At 46.4% G+C, this 20,472-nt stretch carries 17 protein-coding genes and 1 other annotated feature; of the genes, 4 read left to right on the top strand and 13 right to left on the bottom strand.

The genetic code is table 11. The features are described from left to right. Positions 1 to 50: 50 nt before the first annotated feature. From D7M11_RS30195 to D7M11_RS30180, 4 genes are all read right to left on the bottom strand, one after another. Positions 51 to 497: a HEAT repeat domain-containing protein gene (locus tag D7M11_RS30195; RefSeq protein ID WP_120751004.1), complete on the bottom strand. Its 447-nt coding sequence runs from the start codon at positions 495 to 497 to the stop codon at positions 51 to 53. A gap of 41 nt (positions 498 to 538) precedes the next feature. Continuing rightward, entirely contained in the window at positions 539 to 1,702 is a 1,164-nt protein-coding gene (locus tag D7M11_RS30190; RefSeq protein ID WP_158606915.1) for a S8 family serine peptidase, read from the bottom strand. A 180-nt stretch (positions 1,703 to 1,882) separates the two neighbouring features. Beyond that, positions 1,883 to 2,527, bottom strand: a complete 645-nt coding sequence (locus D7M11_RS30185) for a uridine kinase family protein (protein WP_120751002.1) — start codon at positions 2,525 to 2,527, stop codon at positions 1,883 to 1,885. 54 nt (positions 2,528 to 2,581) lie between these two features. Next, on the bottom strand, positions 2,582 to 3,466 hold the full coding sequence (locus D7M11_RS30180) for a phosphotransferase enzyme family protein (protein ID WP_240041369.1): 885 nt from the start codon (positions 3,464 to 3,466) through the stop codon (positions 2,582 to 2,584). 442 nt (positions 3,467 to 3,908) lie between these two features. Between D7M11_RS30180 and D7M11_RS30175 the strand changes: the two genes are divergently transcribed. Continuing rightward, the gene (locus tag D7M11_RS30175; RefSeq protein WP_120751000.1) at positions 3,909 to 4,505 is read left to right on the top strand and encodes a TetR/AcrR family transcriptional regulator; all 597 of its coding nucleotides are present in this window, start codon (positions 3,909 to 3,911) and stop codon (positions 4,503 to 4,505) included. Positions 4,506 to 4,556: 51 nt separating this feature from the next. After that, positions 4,557 to 8,591 (top strand): Ig-like domain-containing protein, encoded by a 4,035-nt coding sequence (locus tag D7M11_RS30170; RefSeq protein WP_120750999.1) that lies wholly within the window; start codon positions 4,557 to 4,559, stop codon positions 8,589 to 8,591. 263 nt (positions 8,592 to 8,854) lie between these two features. On the opposite strand, the gene D7M11_RS30165 is transcribed toward D7M11_RS30170, so the two are convergent. Both D7M11_RS30165 and D7M11_RS30160 read right to left on the bottom strand, forming a co-directional pair. Beyond that, a complete protein-coding gene (locus D7M11_RS30165) occupies positions 8,855 to 9,262 on the bottom strand; it encodes a BlaI/MecI/CopY family transcriptional regulator (protein ID WP_120750998.1) in 408 nt (135 codons plus the stop codon). A 201-nt stretch (positions 9,263 to 9,463) separates the two neighbouring features. After that, entirely contained in the window at positions 9,464 to 10,267 is an 804-nt protein-coding gene (locus D7M11_RS30160; RefSeq protein ID WP_120750997.1) for an oxalate:formate antiporter, read from the bottom strand. Positions 10,268 to 10,562: 295 nt separating this feature from the next. Here D7M11_RS30160 and D7M11_RS30155 point away from each other — a divergent pair, with 295 nt between their 5' ends. Then, positions 10,563 to 11,351 carry a lipase family protein gene (locus D7M11_RS30155; protein ID WP_338042522.1) on the top strand — a complete coding sequence of 263 codons (789 nt, stop codon included), beginning with the start codon at positions 10,563 to 10,565 and terminating at the stop codon, positions 11,349 to 11,351. 333 nt (positions 11,352 to 11,684) lie between these two features. Here D7M11_RS30155 and D7M11_RS30150 read toward each other — a convergent pair whose 3' ends face one another. Next, complete coding sequence (locus D7M11_RS30150; RefSeq protein ID WP_158606913.1) at positions 11,685 to 12,935, bottom strand: extracellular solute-binding protein; 1,251 nt, start codon at positions 12,933 to 12,935, stop codon at positions 11,685 to 11,687. Positions 12,936 to 13,241: 306 nt separating this feature from the next. On the opposite strand from D7M11_RS30150, the gene D7M11_RS30145 reads away from it, so the two are divergent. Further along, positions 13,242 to 15,686 (top strand): cadherin-like beta sandwich domain-containing protein, encoded by a 2,445-nt coding sequence (locus D7M11_RS30145; protein ID WP_120750995.1) that lies wholly within the window; start codon positions 13,242 to 13,244, stop codon positions 15,684 to 15,686. Between the two features lie 206 nt (positions 15,687 to 15,892). Here the strand turns inward: D7M11_RS30145 and D7M11_RS38190 are convergent, their stop codons facing one another. From D7M11_RS38190 to D7M11_RS30115, 6 genes are all read right to left on the bottom strand, one after another. Next, positions 15,893 to 16,177: a DDE-type integrase/transposase/recombinase gene (locus D7M11_RS38190; RefSeq protein ID WP_420818452.1), complete on the bottom strand. Its 285-nt coding sequence runs from the start codon at positions 16,175 to 16,177 to the stop codon at positions 15,893 to 15,895. Between the two features lie 311 nt (positions 16,178 to 16,488). Then, entirely contained in the window at positions 16,489 to 17,289 is an 801-nt protein-coding gene (locus tag D7M11_RS30135) for a sugar phosphate isomerase/epimerase family protein (protein ID WP_205127133.1), read from the bottom strand. Between the two features lie 342 nt (positions 17,290 to 17,631). Continuing rightward, positions 17,632 to 18,165, bottom strand: coding sequence for a GNAT family N-acetyltransferase (locus D7M11_RS30130; RefSeq protein WP_120750993.1), 534 nt, complete (start codon positions 18,163 to 18,165; stop codon positions 17,632 to 17,634). A gap of 54 nt (positions 18,166 to 18,219) precedes the next feature. Continuing rightward, positions 18,220 to 18,456 (bottom strand) — a binding site (T-box leader). 184 nt (positions 18,457 to 18,640) lie between these two features. Then, positions 18,641 to 19,093 (bottom strand): GyrI-like domain-containing protein, encoded by a 453-nt coding sequence (locus D7M11_RS30125; RefSeq protein ID WP_158606912.1) that lies wholly within the window; start codon positions 19,091 to 19,093, stop codon positions 18,641 to 18,643. Positions 19,094 to 19,215: 122 nt separating this feature from the next. After that, positions 19,216 to 19,647: a VOC family protein gene (locus D7M11_RS30120; protein ID WP_120750991.1), complete on the bottom strand. Its 432-nt coding sequence runs from the start codon at positions 19,645 to 19,647 to the stop codon at positions 19,216 to 19,218. A gap of 313 nt (positions 19,648 to 19,960) precedes the next feature. Next, positions 19,961 to 20,254, bottom strand: a complete 294-nt coding sequence (locus D7M11_RS30115) for a sigma factor (RefSeq protein ID WP_120750990.1) — start codon at positions 20,252 to 20,254, stop codon at positions 19,961 to 19,963. Between the last annotated feature and the right edge of the window lie 218 nt (positions 20,255 to 20,472).

The raw sequence follows: 20,472 nt of genomic DNA, 5'->3' as shown, positions 1-20,472 counted from the left end.
CATGCTGGAGGCGACTCCAGGTCAACCCCCGCGAAGCGAAAAATTCCAAATCATTGTTCGGCCCGCTTACTGGTCAAGAGCCAGCCTTTCCATTGCTGCGCCGTAATGATCCGAGCTTTAAAGCTGCGTTCCGAATATGGACATTCACCCGGCTGCCATCCGGGTACAGCCGGTATTTGATGGCCGGTTATTGAGGTTAAGGCTGTACACCGCGCGCTATAATTTGCAAGCCTTTTGTTGTGTGCATCATCTTCTAATCCCTGCACAAGCTGTTCAACGAAATCAGGATGCTTTATTATGGCTGCAAGTCGAAATGCTGCGCATCTGACATCAAGACTCGGATCAGTAAAGGTTTGAATCAAGTGGCCGCTCATGTCCGCCCAAAACCGGGGGCACTGTAGAAGTGCAAATATTGCCGCCAATCTGACATTCGGTGATTCGTCTTTAAAGGCTGAAATCATAGATTCCTTTGTCAATAAATCCGGTTTTGTTGCCATTACACAGATTGCTGCTGTACGTACACGAAATAATGGATGAACTATAACTTTTTTACTGTACCGGCTGCTTCATTCGGCAGCTCACCAGGCAAGAAAGATAAAAGAATCGGCATTGCCGTTTCTTCATTATGATTCATTAGGGATTGCAGCCGCAAGGACAATGGCTTTTCACGCCACTCTCTCCAAGTTCGATAACTATTCAGCTGTTGATTAAAGGATGCTCCGCCTATTTCTGATTCAATTGCTCTTTTTATTGATGGCAATCCAGCCTTGAGCTGACTCCATTTCATATTGGAAGTAGACGTATTTATCAATGCAGCTTTTATCTGATCAGTTGTCCATTCGGGGCGAGCCTGCCACAGACATGCTGCCACACCCAAAGCAATGGGTCCCGCAAAAGAAGTTCCTTCATTGATACGGGCATACCCTTTCGGGAGATGATCCGAGCGGGCGTATAGATGAGATTCAAACTGTTCTTCAGTTCCGTAAGGAAATACGATATTCTCAGCCGGCGCCAACATTTCAGGAACCCATTTTTCTTCAAAAGTGTACCCCCTGCTGCCATGATAGGGTTCCGCCGAGACTGGGTCTCCATTTACAGGAATAATAACGCCTCCGACAGAAAGAACCGAAGGGGCGGCCGCTTGGGTTACGCCAGAGGTTGTATCGGAATGATTTCCTGTTCCAGCCATGACCAATAAGCCCTCATTAGCAATTTCTTCGCAAAGTACACGCAATGGATCGACCTGCCACGGTAATAAGCCGGTATCCTTCTTCCCATAGGTCGCTACTAAAACACCACGAATATTGTATTTGTTCCAATTGGATTTTACCCAGTTTAGAGCATTGGAAATACTCGTTTCCACATTCAGTTTTTGTTTTGTTGATCCACCGGCTACAAGAAATAAGTCGGCTTCCGGTGCGACTCCGGAATAATGTCCGTGGCACAGAAATCCAGAGCCGGCTGCCGACGCTGCTGCCCATAACCCATGATCGCCGCGGGGCCAAGGTCCTTCTGTCGATTCCAACAAGGTAGGGGCGGGGTTAGGATCGGATGCACGTACTAAGTACGTTTTACGGACAGCATCAGTACTAATGTCAGGATGGGCGGGAAAATCGCCATCAATGATTGCAATACGCACGCCTTTTCCTGTTACATTAGCGGGGACATCAAGAAACTTCCTAAGGGATGCCCAATGATACATAAGACCCCTCCATAAAATGGAATTACAACCCACATGTATCATTCGATTTCATTTAACCATCTCCTTCACTGCCCCCGTCAACAAACAAAAAAGGAGCACCCTCGCAGGAACTCTCCGCTAGCGTGCTCGTTATCTGAATTGGCTGTTCTATGTCGGCAGACTGCAACGTGGTACTCAACCTTACTTACTACTACCTTTTTCAAGAATGTAACCTTCATTCGAATTTTTTAAAACTATATCAAAATTCCGATGATAAGGGTGCATAAATATATCATATTGAATTCTTCGCTCTTCATGAGATTTTTTTAAATAATTAAGATCTGTTCCTCTTTCAGTAACATCGCGTATACTTCTTCTCATTAGTTCCGTTTCCCCATCTGTATAGAAGTAAACTTTTAGATCATACAAATTGGGATCGGTGAAGGCAACGGTCATGCCTTCTACAATATTTATTTGGTTTTCGGAAGAAACCAGCATACTCTTTGCGTTGTTCGAACCTATTGTATAAAAGTCTAAACCATCTCTCATCATACGCATGTCTCTCTCAAGCGCGAATACATGATGAGCAGCAGGATGACAAGCTGTCATTTTCTCTTGATGCTGTTCATTCCTATATTCATAGTCGATTAAAGTGTACTTCCTAAGATGAGAGCCGATAATATAAGGATCGGTATTGATATAATTTACATTATCATTTCCTAGAATGTTTAAGAGATTCTGGGCAAACGTTGTCTTCCCAGACGCACCATGACCCGAAATTCCAATGATGAATCTTTTATCTTCGCTCCTAACCAAATCGGCTATCTCATGCAAAATCCTGACCATGTTTCCCTCCATTTGCCCATTCAAAATAAACGAGCCCATATTAATTTTCTGGCTTTAATTTAATAGGAAACTTTCCCCTTTAAGATATTTTTTACAATAGTTTTGGATTACAGAAGGAATACTCTTTGATAAAAATTCATATTCAATCGGATTTGCTGAAAGAAAAGCAAAGTTCCTTATAATAGCCCATATAAAAAACGATTCTAAAAGGTTTACATCGATCTCATGAAGTTGGTGCTCCTTGTTATAGGTTGAGATAAATATTTTACGATTTTCAGGATAGAGATGTAAGAAAGTCTCAGCAATATCAAATAAATAAAATCCATACCCGCAAGCGGAAAAATCAATGGGTCTGGGATGAGTTCGATCAAACACGTAATTGCCCTCGTGAAGATCAGAATGGATAATTCCCCAGTTATCCCGAGTTACGATTTGTTTTTCAATATCACTTCTAATTTTTTGCACTGTGTTTTCGAGCCAAGTAAATTGCTCAATAGTCATCAGATCAAAGTTATGTCTTAATTTGGTAAGTGATGAAAGTAAATTCGCGGAATTATATACGGGTCTATCAAAACTTTTAGGGACATCCCATTGAATAGAATGTTTATGGAGTGTTGCCATCAAAACAGCTAACCGTGCTGTTTCTTTACTTGTTGGTTGTCGATTCAGTACTTCGCCATTAACCCAGCTATAACATGTGACTCTCCATAATCCTTCATTATTAGTTCGTACTTCTGTGATTAGTTCATAATCTTGATTTCTAAGAGGAGTAGGTAGGACAAGATTCGGAACGCTTGCCAACGCTTCAAGCCATAAAAGCTCAGACTCGATAAACTCTTTCGTTATTATTTCCATAGTGGAACAATGAATTTTAATAAGATATTTCAAATCTGAAAAGCTTGTACTAACGCGAAATGTTGCATTGTCACCTTTACCCAAGTAAACAAGCTCATCACACTTTATCGAGTATTTTTTTAAGGCTTCGGCCGCAATTTGTTTATAATCATTTTCTGAATGCAGACTTATCCACTCCCTGCAGAATCACTTCATCAACTCTCATTAAGTATACCGAGTTTTTCCATGCAGACCTATTGAAAGAATCATTATATTGAACAATGATGCTCTTAACTTAGTAATAAAGAGAGCAGTTGCCCATTATCTTGCCGTACTCATTGGGGATCTCGACTCTCACACTTTGCACCAACTCACCCGCCCTCATTTCGCCCCATTCCTTATAAGACTCCAGATAAGTCATGATTAATACATCCCGACTTCATACTGTATAGGATAAATACTGTTATTGACAGATTACATTTTTTGCAACTAGAATACATACTATACAGAATGTAATTAATTAAAAATAACTTGTCAGGAGCTATCGATGAAGAAAAATAAGTTTCAATTGAAAAGGGAAGCGACCTATCAACAACTTCTCGAGGCCGGTATGAAGAGCTTCTCGGCGAAGGGGTACGCTTCTACGACGCTCGGAGATATTGTAGAGTTGACCGGCCATACGAAGGGCGCATTTTATGTTCATTTTAAGAGCAAGGAACAGCTATTCTTGCATGTTCTGGATTACCAAATGCAAATAACGAACGGCTGGACAGTCGTGCCGAAGGAATATAGCCCGGAGGATACTACGCTGGAAGAGGTAATCACGATTGTCCTTACGCGGCTCGGGCAGATGCTCAAGGGGGTCGATAATTGGATCGTCGTGCTGGCCGATTTCTATCAACAAACGAAAGGAGACCCTATCATTCAGAGCGCGCTCAAGCAGAAATACAGGGAATGGGTCGGAGGAATCGAAAAGTTGATAGTAGTCCTGCAAGAGAAAGGGTGGATCCCGCCTGACAAAGATCCCGTTCTAATCGCGCGGCAGGTCATTGCGTTCAACGAAGGATATACGCTTTTTTCCGTTCTTTTCGGAGGGACGGATGCGAAGGTGCTTATCCAAGGACTCGTCAAGCTGATGTCTTGATCTATTGAGCTGCCATGTTAGATTTGATCCTGATAGAGAGGAAATAAAATAATGAGAAAAACAATTGTTTCAGTAATCTTGTTTATGCTCGTCTTTCAGACGCTTTCTCTTGCCATACGGACGAGTGAAGTTCACGCGGCGCCCGGTGACTCGCCTGCAGATCCGATTATCATCATGAACGCTCAGCAATTGTCCGATATCCGCAATGGTTTGTCGAAACATTACAAACTGGGGCGGGACATCGATCTGTCCGGCTATGATTTCGACGGAGCCGGTCCGGATAACGGAGGATGGATGCCAATCGGTACTAGCTCAAGCCCGTTCAAAGGAACGTTGGACGGGAAAGGATATGCGATCCGTAATATGACGATCGACCGTCCTCTTATACAAGTTGGGCTTTTCGGGGTCATAGGCGCTAATGCTCAATTGAAGAATATTCGTTTGCTCGATATCAATGTGACCGGCAGGGGTGAGCCTAGGATCAGTGCGCCTGGGGGCGCCTTGGTAGGCAACCTCTTATCCGGTAGTAAGATTCTAGACTCGATTGCAACCGGCAGGATAAGCATGAGCGGGTCTGATGCTGCCGCCGGCGGTCTGGCGGGCGTCAACGTAGGGACGATCGAGAATTCGTATGCGCTCGTTCATGTCAGCGGGGCGTCATGGAGGCATGGCGGCTTGGTGGGCACGAACGCCGGCACGATCCGGAACTCCTATGCAGCGGGCAATGTAATCGGGGACGAAGAAGTAGGTGGCTTGGTAGGCTATCACAATTCAGGTTCTATCGAAAATTCATATGCAGCGGGCCATGTAACCGGGAGCTCTCGGGTTGGTGGCCTGGTGGGCCGGAATGATACCGGCAACACATTCCCGGGCTCGTATTGGAACACGGAAACTTCCGGCCAGTCCACCAGTGCGGCTGGAACCGGGGTCACCACGGAGCGCATGAAAGATACGAGCATCTTCGCAGGTTGGAATACCTCGATTTGGGGCTTTCGCGATGGGGATAGGTATCCGTATTTGCTTGCGTTCAAGCCGGGACTTGCAGTGGATCCGCTTGCTGTAACATTGTATAACCTATCCCCCGGCCAGAACCAATTATCAGTGACAGGTACGGTATATGGCGACAGTATCGGTGAGCAGCTAACCGTCGATTATACGATTCGGGATAGCTTGAATGCCACCGTTACAACCGTAACGTATAGCGTATATGCCGGCAGCCGTACGCAATCGATCGACCGTATGATCCCGCTGACAGGGCTCGGCAGCGGAACTTATACTTTACATATTACGGTTAAGGATACGTATAATCCGGCAGTTGCGGCGCCGCAGCTTGCTTTTACCGTTGACGCTACCCGGCCAACCGTTAATCTGTCCGGACCGGCAGGCAGTACGGTGAACGCACCGTTCCCGATTACCGTCAACTTTAGCAAAGCTGTAACCGGCTTTGATTCGAGCGACATCGTAATCGGTAACGGCACGGTTTCCAATTTTATTGCCGTCAGTGCGTCTAATTACACGGCCACGGTCACCCCGACAACGAGCGATCAGGCGGTAACGGTAAATGTTGCAGCGGACGCAGCAACCGATGCAGCTGCCAACGGCAATACCGAATCTAACACTTTGAATTTCATGTACGATATCACTAAGCCGACGGTTACCCTATCAAGCACAGCCGGCTCGACGGTAAACGTCGCTTTCCCGATTACCGTCACCTTTAGCGAAGACGTGAGCGGCTTCGATGCGAGCGACATCTTTGTCGATAACGGCACGATTTCCAATTTTATTGCCATCAGTGCGTTTAATTACACCGCCACGGTCACTCCGACAACGAGCGGTCAGGCGGTAACGGTACATGTTGCAGCGGACGCAGCAACCGATGTAGCTGCCAACGGCAATACCGCGTCCAATACCTTGAGTTTCATGTACGACAGCACCAAGCCGACGGTTATCCTATCAAGCACAGCCGGCGCGACGGTAAATGCCGCTTTCCCGATTACCGTCACCTTTAGCGAAGCTGTAACCGGCTTTAATGCGAACGACATCTTTGTCGATAACGGCACGGTTTCCAATTTTATTGCCGTCAGTGCGTTTAATTACACCGCCACGATTACTCCGTCCACGAGCGGTCAGGCGGTAACGGTAAACGTTGCGGCGGACGCAGCAACCGATGCAGCTGCCAACGGCAATACCAAGTCTAATACTTTGAGTTTCATGTACGATAGCACCAAGCCTACCGTTGCATTCGTCGGATTCACGGCCAACCAGATCTTTACCGTATCGCCCGCCTCAATTGCCGTTTCAGTCAGCGAACCCGTATTTTGGGTGGCGGATGGGAAGCCGTTGACTTCTTCCGATGCGCCTTCGCTGTTCATCATGGAGAAGGACGATTTGCCATTTTCAAGTTATACGGCTAGTTATGATGAAATTTCCAGAACGTATACTTTAACGTTTAACGCCCCTCTTCTAGATGGCATTTACAAGGTAAAAGTTGCCGGCGATATCGTGGAAAACGCCTACCGCAATACACTTGACGAGGCAAGTGCAAGCTTTACCGTAGCCGTACCTGCGGTAAGAAATATTACAATAACACCGGCAACTCTTGCCAGCTCGGGGGGCAGCACAATAGCCACCGTAACGGGTTCAAATCTTATAGGACAGTCCGTTAAAATATATATGGATGGAACAGAAGCAGCCTCAGCCGCCATAACTAGTGCGACAAGTGCAAAAGCAACGATCGCTATACCGCCAAACACGGATACAAGCCCCAAAACCTATACGTTGACGGTTTATCTTAATGGAGCGGAGGTTGCGGGAAAGTCCACGACGGTTACAGTGAACGGCGAATCCGGCGGCTACAGCGGATACGATTCAGAGCCTGTCGTTGGCGGGCCAGCGATCGACCTGAATGGAACCATGCTCGATCCGGGCAAAATCGACACTTCGAAGCCGTCCGTCACGCTCGAAGCGACGCCTAAGGACGGGGTGGCCTTTGCCAGCATCCCGGCAAGTATCCTGACAAGCTTGGAGGGCAAAAACGCCACTTTCTTCATCGAGATCAAGACCCCGTACGGAAGCTATCAGGTGCCGGTCAATCTGGCGTCGCTCATTCCGGGGCTGCAAGATTTGCTTGCAGCAAACAACCTTAAAGCCGAGGATATCAGCTTCAAAGTTACCTTGGCCGACAAAACCGGGGATAAGGATATTGTTGCGGCGTTTGACAGCGGTCTGCCGAATGGTAAAGTCTTAGGCGCTATTGTCGATTTCAACATAGAAATTATCATAATGAAGAGCGGGCAAACTATCGGATCGGCAGAAAAGTTCAGTAAGGCACTGACCAGAGTTATTCCGATGCCGAAAAATGTGAACAGCTTGCCGGAGCAATGGGGCGCATTCCGCTTTAACGAAACGACGGGAACATTCGAGTTTGTCGCCGCCAAGAAGGTGCAGATTGACGATGTATGGTATGTGATGATCCGCTCTTATTCAAACAGCGTGTACGTTGTGGCGGAAAATACGGTAAGCTTTTCCGATGTGCAAAATCATTGGAGTGGGTCGTTCGTCCGGCTTGCCGCAGCGAAAGGACTTGTTGACGGAGTGGACGACCGCCTGTACGACCCGGATCGAACCGTAACCAGAGCGGAGTTTACCGCTATGTTAATCCGGGCGCTGGGACGCGGCAAACCAACGATCGGCACGGCGCCATATCACGATGTAAAGTCCGGCACATGGTATTTCGATGCGGTAGCCAAAGCGAAGGAGCTGGGATTACTGAACTTCGTGAAGGACAATAGCTTCAAGCCCGATCAACCGCTGACTCGCGAAGAAATGGCGAACATGCTGACGGCCGTCATTTCCCTTGAAAAGCTGCCGTTTCCGATGGAAATGGCTAGCTTAAATGGCTACAACGATATCGGAAACATTAATAAGGCCTATTTAGAGGACGTTCGCACGATGGTCGCCCTTCAAATCATGACAGGCACAGGCGAAGATACGTTCAATCCGAAAGGCGAAACGACTCGCGCACAAGCGGCTGTTGTGCTCATAAGGACATTACAGGCACTTGGATTGATAAATGGAGTAAAGTAGCATTCAGAATTCCCTTAAACAAATCCCGCCCGATTGGTGTGAACCATTCAGGCGGGATTTATTAATTCTCATGGCTGTCAAGGAGACATTTACGCTCAAGCACGATTTTGCGATACATTTCCCCGAACAGGGCCGGGCTGTTCTCTCGAATAATCAGCCGTCCAAGGTGTGGTTTAAGGATCGCCCGTAATCCCGGCCGATGTCGGTGCCCATTACGGCTATAAGCGGCCGCAACATCCGCATCATCAGAGGCATTTCTCCCTTTATACATCGGGGTAGTAATTGACGTCGCTAATTTGATGATAGACGGATATCCCCATTTGCAACATGATCCAAACGGATAATCCGGTGATAGTAAGAAACACGCCTTTTAAGGACATATATAGCTTCATGGAGAATTCCTTCTTCTTGGATTGAAGGGGCTGAAAATAAGACGTTTTGGTTCTTCCCTGACCTTGGATTCCTTGTCCAAAATCCTTTTCCCATAATCGGTTCAATACGGTCATTACAGCATTAAACGAAATGGGGCCTTCAAGCTGTAAGTTTTCATGAATCTGCCGGACACTCTTCTTTTCCATCGATCTCCACATCAGTTCCATAATTCGGGCTTCCAACGTTCCGAAAAACTGATGCAGTCCGTTTTGATCCACGTGATACTGCCTTACCTTCATGCGTAATCACACTTTCCGCTTCAAGATTGCTTTAATAGGTAGTATAACAGATACGAGTCCAAGTGGCATGTGAACCCCTTACTCACCTCATTAAGGCCGATTTCCTGCGTGATTGCCGTTTTTGGATCCGAAGCTGGCCAGCATCTGGGACCTATAAACATCATACCAAGGAGTCTTTTTGTTACTTTCCGTTATCGTCTCCTAGTTGAACAAGTTGCTACTAGAATTATCTGAATATATTTTGTCAAGAAACTCGATTGAGACGCGTTCAGCTTCCATTTTCGTTACAATCTCTGAAGCAGTCCGTAATCGTTGGTACATCTTAATCGTGTTTTTTAGCGCGCGGTAGCAACTTTCGAAGCTGTGGAAAGGAATCGTTCCTTTAAGTTCTTCCAGTTCTTTTGATGCGTATATCTCGAGCTTTCGAACTCCTCGCGGAGAATGGCCGTTGCGAATGAGAACCAACGGCCCTAACACATCATTTCGAATAAATGTTAGGTGATCGATCAGTTCGAACAACTCGCCCCTCCCTAATTTAGTCGCACCGTAATGCACCCATACCCAGAAACGATCCTCAATCCATTGAGGATCAGGGAAAGGGAAAGTCGGGGTTGTTTTGCTGAGTACCGTTGTAATATCTGAACCTCTTTCCCAAAGAATCAACGGGTTCTCGACTCGTATTTTGAGCTCCTCCACTAGAACAAACTTAAGATCGACATGAAGAGGTGCCGGTCCATATAAACAAATAAGCAATCTGGGTTCTCCGACATGCTCACCGGTGAATGCCGAAAGTAAGTTGCCGAGCCTTTCTGCTATCCGGATTCGTTGTTCCATGATCTCATTTCGAAAAGCGTAATCGTAGACGATTATTAAATCCAGATCGCTGTACTTATCCATTGCTCCGTGTATCATGGAACCGCCTGCAAGGAGACCTGTAAGTCGATGATCTTGTCTTACATACTCTTTTGCCTGCTCAATGAACCGTTCGTGTACAGGTAACTTCAATGCCATACACTCCTTAAATTTTAACCCATAAAATGGGTATTACACAAAAGTAACATTTACATGAAGTAACGTCAAATAGTATGTGAGCCAATAATCAATTACTGCGCTATCCTGCCAGTTAGTTCAGCGCTGCCGTGTGAGTCTAATACTTTATTAAAAAATACCGCAAGAAGTAATGCAGTCAAGAAATAACGGAAGCCGGTCGGCCAATTGCAAAATTGAAGATAACAAACGCTTCAATAATAAACATCAATCACGTCTTCTTTTCATAAATTGGGTAGGAAAGAAGGGCGGGATGCAAATGGTTATTAATGATGTTTATGTAGAGCGGGCGATCTTTCTGGCTGCAATCTGCGGTCAAACCTATACCCAATTTACCAATACAGATGGTTCCTTCGTTGTTCCATTACATTATTCAGTCAACTATACGTTTCAAATGAAATCGGTCGCTAATATATGGGAACGATTCGGATTTATTATTGAATCTCCTAAAGAGATCATTATTGCGTTTCGCGGGTCCAATTCAACAAGCGATTGGATTTCTGATATTATGGCCTCACAAACGAAGTTTAAATTTATTAATGAAGACTGTTATACGCATCGCGGCTTCACAAATATCTATTCTTCAGGTAGGAACGGGATTATCTCCGCGCTCGCCGAGTTGTCACCTAATAAGGCATTATACATTACAGGTCACAGTCTCGGTGCGGCACTCGCGACGTTATGCGCTTTTGATATTGCGGCGAACACCGTTTACAACTCGCCCAAACTGTTTACGTATGGATCTCCTCGCCTAGGAGATCCGGCTTTCGCGAAAACTTTTTCAAAGTATGTACAGAACAGCTACCGTATTGCCAATCCATATGACGTTGTCACGCATACTCCGCCATCCATCTACAAACAGCCCAAACGGGATGAAAAATTTTACTACAGTCATGTGCGAACCTTCGAATCACTGCCTTTCCAGAATGGAGCAATAGACCTTAATCATGCGATTGATAGCTATTTCGCAACGCTCTCCCAGCTTAAACCGATATTCGCTCAAAGGTTATGTTCATCGAACCCTGGCTTCTGCCCATCCTAATCCATGCTCTACCAAATAAGTAGTTGCTGCACAAGCTAGTCCCCGCAATGGAAAAGCCTCATATCAGCAAATTATCTTGGAGAGAGACATTGGAAAAATGAAACCAAAACATCACATTGATTAATACACATATCCCACCACGCATTACCTTCCAAATATACTTCTGTTAAATTACTTGCTCGAACCGTGGAGTTGGGCCAAATCTCCCGAAATTTACTGTTCGTATCATTCATTTTATAGCCCCCATAAAATGGGATTTTCCATTCTGCTGTGGTGATTCGCCGCAGTTTCGCTAAAGGTTCTGCTCGAACTTGAATGTGGCCGCGCTGTATATCAAATCAGCCTTCTCTTTTCCAGCGTTTCGTCCATTCTTACCGTGATCGTTTCAAGCATCTCCTTAACGTCCGCACCTTCATAAACGATTCGACGAGTAGCCGGATTCAAATGTCTATCCAGAAAGTGGCAGAAATCGGTGTTTGCTGCTGAAGCCGGGAGAGCGCTTCCATAAGCAAACTCTTCCAATACTACACGCCGAAGCGGATCAGTCTCGTGCCCAACTTCCTTGTAAACCGAATGAAGTGGAGCGATAAAGCCCTGTGTTACAAGCCGCGTGAGTTCATTGCTTGTGCAAGTGAGTTCGCGAAGCAGTTGCCAGGCAAGCTCCGGATACTGGGTTCGGGATGCAATCCCGAATCCACAAACCCAAGGTTCATTAACCCTTACGCCTCCTCGGAAATAAGGCAAACCAACCATCCCAAGGTTTTCCTTCAGTTTAGGCTCAATCTCATGCAGCATAATGAAGTAATCGAGGATCATCCCGGTTTTATTTTCAAGCAAATCACTGTTTTTGAAATAGTCATGAGTAGCCCAAGCTACCCTGTGCTTTCGAACGAGATCGACTGCCCAAGAGATCGTTTCAACCGCTTTTGGACTGTTCATGTAACCTGTAGCCCTTGTCTGGTCGGGAGATAGCATGTCGGTGCCGGCTGTTAAAAGAAGAAGACGCATATATTCCCTGTGAAAAGATATTCGGGCTGCAAAACGTTCTTCACCCGGACTTACGTTCGCGCTCTGAAGCTTAAGTGCCGTTTCTTGAAATTCGTCCCAAGTCCATCCATCTTCTGGATACGGGATCCCGGCTTTATCGAACCATTGCTTATTGTAAAATATGCCTTTCATTGTAGCGCTTAACGGCATAGCCGCAATGCTTTCGCCATTTCGCACAAACCGCAATATCGAAGGGTGAAAGAGTGCTTCGATACCTTCCGTTTCTACCCACGGTAACAAATCCAGCAACAATCCGTCCCGACTTCCGTCCGTAATATCGCCGCAAAATAACTGCACGATGTCTACTTTGGATTCGCCAGCATAAAGTTCGGAGCGGATTACACCGTTATCAACGACATTGATTATCACGCTTACTCCCGGATTTAGAGCCTCAAAGCGTTTTGCGATTTCTTCAATACTTTCTTTCTGCCACGGCTCATCGATCATAATTCGTAGCTCGGTTTTGTTTTTCAAGATATTCATTAAACCACCTTTCGCTTTGATTGCTGTTCTTTCATTACGAAATTTAGACTTCATGAGAATCCGATACCTTCTATTATTAGGAACATACATTCTCATTTTATGTTACCATATATATCCACTAAAGCAAGACTTTTTGCGCTAAACTGCCCGTAAGCGCAACAAGGCTGCCGATCACATCGCGGCAGCCTTTGTTCTTGATGTTATTATTGCGCTTTCGTTTCCCGCTAGCTTCTGGTCTCCGTGGGATCGGGTGGCGGTTCTTTGCATGTTTTTATACTTCTTTTATAATTCTTTCATAGCGGTCTGGTATACTGCGGAATGGATCTAGCGATCTAGAATTACCCAACTGGAGGGAAAATAATGTTGAAAAGAGCGGCGCTTCGTACGATGGCATTGTTGGCTTTTCTAACCGCCGTCTGGACGCTAGTCCCTGGACAACAAGCCAAAGCGGCATTGTCAGGCGACTTCAGTTACACGGATAACGGGGATGGAACAGCGGCGATTACGTCATACATGGGAACGGATACGGACGTGATCATTCCGAGTGTATTGGAAGGACTAGCGGTAACCGGAATCGGGAAAGATGCCTTTTTTGGCAGAAATCTTGCCAGTGTCACCCTTCCGGACACCTTAACCAGTATCGGAGTGAGAGCCTTTGGATCCAACCACCTGACAAGTCTCACGATTCCGGATAGTGTGATGACGATTGGAGATTATGCATTTCTGAGCAATAGTTTGACCAGTCTGACGCTCTCGAATGGCTTGAAGAGTATCGGGATTTATGCATTCACAGTTAACAACAAGCTAACCAGCGTCATTCTCCCGGAGGGCCTGGAGTATGTGGGGGACTCCGCTTTCTATAGAAACCAATTGACGCACGTCACGTTCCCGAACAGCATGACGGGGATCGGGAGTTCAGCCTTCCGATACAACCAAATAACCAGCATCGAGCTTCCCGATCATTTAGAGAGTATCGGTAGTTATGCATTCGATGGTAATAAACTGACAAATATTGAAATTCCGGAAAGCGTGAAGAGTATCGAGCATTATGCATTTATTAATAATGCATTGACTCAAGTTACCATCCTCGGAAATGCGACAAGTATCGGGGGGGCTGCTTTCGTAAACAATCAAGCGTCCCCGGGCGATCTGACCTTCATCAGTTATGACCCCTCACCGGCCAAAGATTATGCGGTTGCGAACGGTCACACTTTTCATAAGCTGATACCGGAATTGAGCGGGTTGACGTTGAGCGAGGGCAGCTTAAGTCCGGTGTTTGCTTCGGGCTCGCTCGCTTACACGGTTTCAGTGACGAACAGCGTGTATGCGATCACCGTGACGCCGACCGCGAGTTATAGCACCTTTGCCGTCACGGTAAACGGGACGACGGTTACGAGCGCCACGGCATCGCAAGCGATTCCGTTGAACGTGGGAGAGAACGCGATCACAGTGACGGTAACGGCGCAGGACGGTACGACGACAAAATCGTATACGGTGACGGTAACCCGTGCGGCGAGCAACAGTGCGGATTTGACCAACCTGGAGCTTTCGGACGGAGCGCTTAGTCCGGCGTTTGGTATAGGGACGACTAGCTATTCGGCTACAGTGGCGAACAGCGTGTACAAATTGACGGTTACGCCGACTGCGGCCGATCTTGGCGCGACGATCAAAGTGAACGGAAATACGACGGTGAGCGGTATGCTGTCACAAGAGATTCTGTTGGACGTAGGAGATAACGTAATTGATTTGACGGTGGCGGCTCAGGACGGCATCACGACCAAAACGTATACGGTGACGGTGACCCGTGCGGCGAGCAACAGCGCCGACTTGACGAACCTGAAGCTGTCGGACGGAGTGCTTAGTCCGGCATTCGGCGTCGGAACGACAAGCTACGCGGCAACCGTGGCGAATAGTGTTTACAGCCTGACGGTCACGCCGACCACAGCGGATCCAAATGCGACGATCACGGTGAACGGGGACGCGACGGCGAGCGGCGCGGCATCGCAAGCTATCCCGTTAAACGTAGGCGAAAACGCGATCGATGTGACGGTAACGGCGCAGGACGGTCAGACAACGAAGACGTATACCGTTATCGTTACCTGCAATAGTGCGGATTCGACCCCTACGGAGGATGGGGACCCGGATTCCGGCGGCGGCGGCATATCGACGCCAACGGCTCCCGTTAATCCAACAACGCCTCCCGTAGGCAAGCCGGATACGGAGAAGCCGCCGGAACAGCCGAGTGGGGCTGCATGCTCGCAACTGACGTGGACGGATGTGCAGAACCATTGGACAAAATCGGATATTGAATTGGCTTCGGAGCTGTGCATCGTGAACGGGCCGTCGAACGATAAGTTCATGCCGGACGATGAAGTAACGAGGCTGCAATTCGCCTTGATGGTAGCGAGAGCAAAGAAGTTGCCGGCAGCGGGAAGCACCGTTGGATTGGACAGCTTCAAGGACCGGGAATCGGTTCCTGCGTGGGCGGATGCCGAATTGTCCGCCGCCATCCAAGCAGGAATCATCGAAGGTTACGAAGACGGCACGCTGCGTCCGAACGAGAAGATCAACCGGGCGGAAATGGTCACCATGCTGATCCGCGGCTGGGGAATGCCGGCTTCAAACGGCGGGACCTCGTTCGCGGACGATGCGGACATTCCGGACTGGGCGAAAGGTTACGTTGCGAAAGCAGCCCAGACACAAATTATAGAGGGTCGCTCCAATAACCGTTTCGAGCCGTCCAGTACGGCCACGAGGGCGGAAGCCGTCGTGGTGCTGGTTCGCATCCTGCAGGACCAACCGTAAACCGGCACGATATGGGTTGAAAGCAAGATCAAAGCTTGAACCAAGTTCTTGTCCATCATTTTTTGGACAAGAACTTGGTTCGTTAAAGCAAAAAACCGCGATGTACGAGGATCTTGGAACCTTCCATTCATCGCAGGTGAGATCGAGTGCAGCATCAGTCTCGCCCTTCGGACGACCGAACTTCCCACCTCAATCCCCTCCGCTTGTCACTGCCGGTTCATCTTGCACTCCTGTTCCAGCAACGTATGATTTCTGGCGTGCCATGCGCCCTTACCCCCTCTTTTACGGCTCTTAGAATAAAGTCGGACCATTGTATTGCTGACGGCATAGCCGACGGTGTAGCGAGAATACCAATCGATGATAGCGACCAGATACACAAAGCCTGTGGGGGTGCCACAATAGGTAATATCAATGCCCCAAACTTGGTTTACATGCGTGATGGGAACGCCTCGGAGCAGATATTTTAACAGCGAGCGCCAGGCGGAACGCAAGGAGCTGTTGACCGCGCCGGTCGATCGCCCGGCCGGATGCGGGCGCAGCCGGAAGCGAGGAGCTGCTGCCGCGCCGTGAACGCCGGAGCCCTGCGGACGCCAGGCGACAGTAGCCGCGACCTGATAAGAAAGAACCGGATATGCGAGGAAGCAGGCCAACCACCACGACGAGCTGCAGCTTCTCTTGGACGGCGGCAGCCGTCAGGGATAGCCGGCGGCGCCGGCTATCGGCCGGGCGACAAAGACAGAGCTAGGCTGCCGACATTGATCGGCAGCCTAGTCTTAGTTGGAGATTGAACTATCGTAATCCGTTAGCGTAATGCATCCAGCCTTTTTGCTCGCTCAAACGCTTTATGTAAAAACTCTTGAGCCGATAAATCCTCATAATCCCAATTCATTGCCTCTATTGCAGTCGAGCCTGAATAACTCGTTTCCGCAATTTTTTTCATAGTTGTAGACCAATCAATCGTGCCGTCAAAGGGTAACCCGTGTTGGGCATGACTTCCGTTATTATCATGTAAATGTAGTGCCATCAACCGGGAACCATACATGGATAATAAATCGTCGTCTGGATAGTGGCTGTAGTGATGTCCGCTGTCATAACAGAATCCGATACGCAGGGAGTCCACTTGTTCCAGCACATATGCCAAATTGGAAAGGTTCTTTAAATTCTCCAGTGCAACATTGACACCAAGTTGTTCAGCTTTTTCAGTGATTCTCTTGATTCTATCCAGTCCCAGTTCGTTATATGGTTTGGAATCTTTGGGAAGGCGCACCACCATTGTCGGAATCTCAAACTCGGCGCAATCTGCAACGCATTGCAAATAGCAATCAGTTACGGTTTCACCGTCCAGATTGTCAACCCAGAGGTTGTTTGCGTTTTGGACTGGTGTGTAAATATTTTCTATAAAAAGACCCGCTTCTCGAGCAATTTGCGTCCCGTTGCGGTAATCGTTCCGATCAAAACAGTCACGACCAAAGCCATCACTCCACCATAATAAAACGCCATCAAATCCGGCTTCTTTTATTAACTGATAGCGTTCCTTAATCGGCAATTCATAGCCGAACCAATCATAAATGGTAATCATAAGCCGCTTCCCTGGTAAATTCATAGTAATGCTTCCTCCTATTTTTACAATAATTGGTTATCGCGAAGTATGTTATTATACTATTACTAAATTGACAAACCTTAAAAACTCACGTTCGCTTTCTGAATAGAAACGTACATTCGCCCTACCCTGCCTGATTATGGGATTTTCAGAAAATGAGATCTTTGTTTATCTTTATATATCTCATTTATTTGAAGCGAGAGTCTATCAAATAGATACTCCTCAGAAGGGTTGACCTCAACTGCCCCTAACGGAGTTGACATCATTCGAACTATGCTGCCCAATATCTTAATAGGCTGCCGATAATACTGGCAGCCTGATCATGATGCTATCGTTCTCGTTAGCTTAATCATCACTTCGGAGAAGTCCATAATGCCTTAGATCCTCATAAACGTCTCCCTTGCGAATATGATTACGCAAAACCCCTTCATACTTCATTCCGATTTTCTCCATAACCTTATACGAAGCAGGATTTCGCGTCATCGCTGCTGCATATACGCGATTTATCTCAAGCTCATCAAATGCAAACTGAACTACCTTTGCGGCTGCTTCTGTGCAAAAGCCGCTTCTCCAATAAGGCTTACCAATCCAATATGCTAATTCAGCCATATTGTGTTTCTTATTTACGTGTAGGCCAACGACACCGAGGAACACGCTACCTTCAGTTAAAGTAATAGCGAACGAGTAGCCATCGCCTCTTGCTTCAGCTTCATGCCTTGACTTGATAAATGTTATAGCTGAACCGATTGGATATGGATGAGGAATGCTCAATGTCGTATCCGCGACATCCTTTTCGCTAGCCAATTTTTCCAGAGCTTCAGCATCTTTAAACTCAAGTTGCCGCAATGTCAAACGTTCTGTAACCATCACCTTACTCATTCGATAACCCCCATTTTAATAATAAATTATGAAGACGCAAAAAAACTCCATCCCATAAGGGACGGAGTTACTCCGCGTTACCACCCTGATTGACGTTTATATAAAACGCCCTCTTAGCCATCGTCCAACAACGATGCTTCTTTGTAACGGTAGAATCCCGGGCCCGTCTACTATTATTTCGGGGGCCAGCTCTGAGGCGATTTTTTGATTCGGATATCCCGCTGCCTCGCACCAACCGGCAGTTCTCTGAACGGTGTTTCCGGATCTACTTGTCCTCTTCATCACATTTGAAAACTTTAATTTAAGTTCAATATAAGTTATTCGGAATATTCTGTCAATAATTTGGTCGAGCAACAATGTATATCGAGTCACATAATTAAACTATTCTGCCCGTTACTTCAATAAACATCAAGAGGAGCTGTCCTTGCGGCAGCTCCACGCTAACGTCTCCGTTAGCGTAATCGACTATATTAATTTATGCAACCGGCACCCAGATTTCTACCTTTTCTTCGAGAGTATCGTCTTCGATATTTTTGTAATAACACTCGATTTCGTACATGTCCAACTTTCTTTGAATACCAGTTTCTTCGATCCACTTATACACCCATTGATATGCTTCCGCAATTGTACTACCGTTACATACCACCACAGCATATTTCTGTTCAGGGAGTGCAAAGGTCGTAACTCCTAGCGGTATCGCCACCGAACCCTCTACCTCAAAGCATGCCCAGTATGTGCCAAGGTTTCCTTTTTCATAGTGCGGGCTGTAACAGATATGTGGATTTATTATTTGAGTGAAATCTTGCTTTCTCGAATACAATTCCAATTCGACTCTTACGCAAGCGTCAGGAAAATCCGACAATGGACCAGAATGATTTATTCCTGCAAAATTCATGCTTCTTTTATTGATTACTTCACACATATACATTCGGACTATCCCTCCTAAGGATTCTCCCCAAAGACTTAATGAATTTGAATAATTCCCCATTCTAATGAATTAGCGAGCATTCGTGAGAAAACTATATCTTACCGAGGAAGTTGAATAAGCACTTAATTACTACCACCAAAGACAATGACATAACCGTCTAAATCTTTAACTGCAAACTCTTTCCACCTGTTACTTCCCATATCTTCAATTTGTGGTGAATAAGCAATAATGGCTCCTTTAGCCACAAATTCATCATACAATAACTGGACCCCATCAAAATCTGAATACGCGTAAGTATCCCAACTTGTTGTCGGGCCTGGCCAATCTTTGGAGTATTTTACTTTCGATGGCCTAGCATTCGGTCGAATATCATCGGGTCTCTCTGCTTGTTGTAGTAAAAAGCCTAATCCATCCCGTTCAGCGTGTCCCCAACCATCAACCTTGAAACCTAATACATCTTGATAGTATTCTTTAGCTTTCGTTAGATCCGAAACTAATCTAACCTGTAAAGCGTTATTAATCCGGGCATTCATCTTTTCAACAAAGTCCGTCACTTGTATTCCTCCCACAAATAATTATGGAATCAATAACCATTTTTAATGGTAACGAACACACGTTCGTTTGTAAATATTTAATATTTTCGAAGCTTTAGCTTAATGAAAACGGCAGCCGATCATCTGGCCGGCTGCCGTTGTGTCTAATTTTAACTATCGTTCTCCGTTAGTTGAACAAAATTTCAACGAGTACTATTTCTGATTTCGAAGTTTCTCGGCAAATAAATCAAATCTTCCATTTGGTGAAATTATGGTGATTCTTCCTCAAAGGATATTTTTCCTACAGCGCTGACTTTCTCACCGTCGTTAGAGACTATTTAACGACACCAAATAGATTGCCATCAGGATCAAGCAGGTGGAATCCTTGCATCCCGTCGAACGAATGAATCTCCCCAACCTCTACTCCCGATTCAGAAAGGCGGCGGTGGGTTTCCGTTACGCAGTTTTTGATTAAACGAAACAGAAACGCCTTCGTTATTGTCCTTTCAGGATTAGCACGAATAGCCTCGATCACTTTGATCGAAGCATCCTGCGCCAAGTCATAGGCATCCCATTCATTACCCGTAATTCTTAAGCTATATTGTTGAATGATTAATTTCCAGTCCATGTTTATTTAATTCTATAATAGATAATATATTCCCTTCAAATGAGATATAAGGAAACAAAGTTTTGGCCTTGTCATCGATAAAGTCTTATATAACTAAGTAGAGTAAAGGGCTGGGTTGGCCAGCCCCTCCTCATCAAACCGTACGTGCGGTTTTCCCGCATACGGCTTTCCGACGTTCTTCACCCAGGGCAGTACGGCTTACCCAAGTGCATACTGTT

This window comes from Paenibacillus ginsengarvi (assembly GCF_003626695.1).
GTDB lineage: Bacteria > Bacillota > Bacilli > Paenibacillales > NBRC-103111 > Paenibacillus_AB > Paenibacillus_AB ginsengarvi.
The sequence above is the reverse complement of the archived record's forward strand: the minus strand, read 5'-3'. Positions and strand labels throughout refer to the sequence as shown.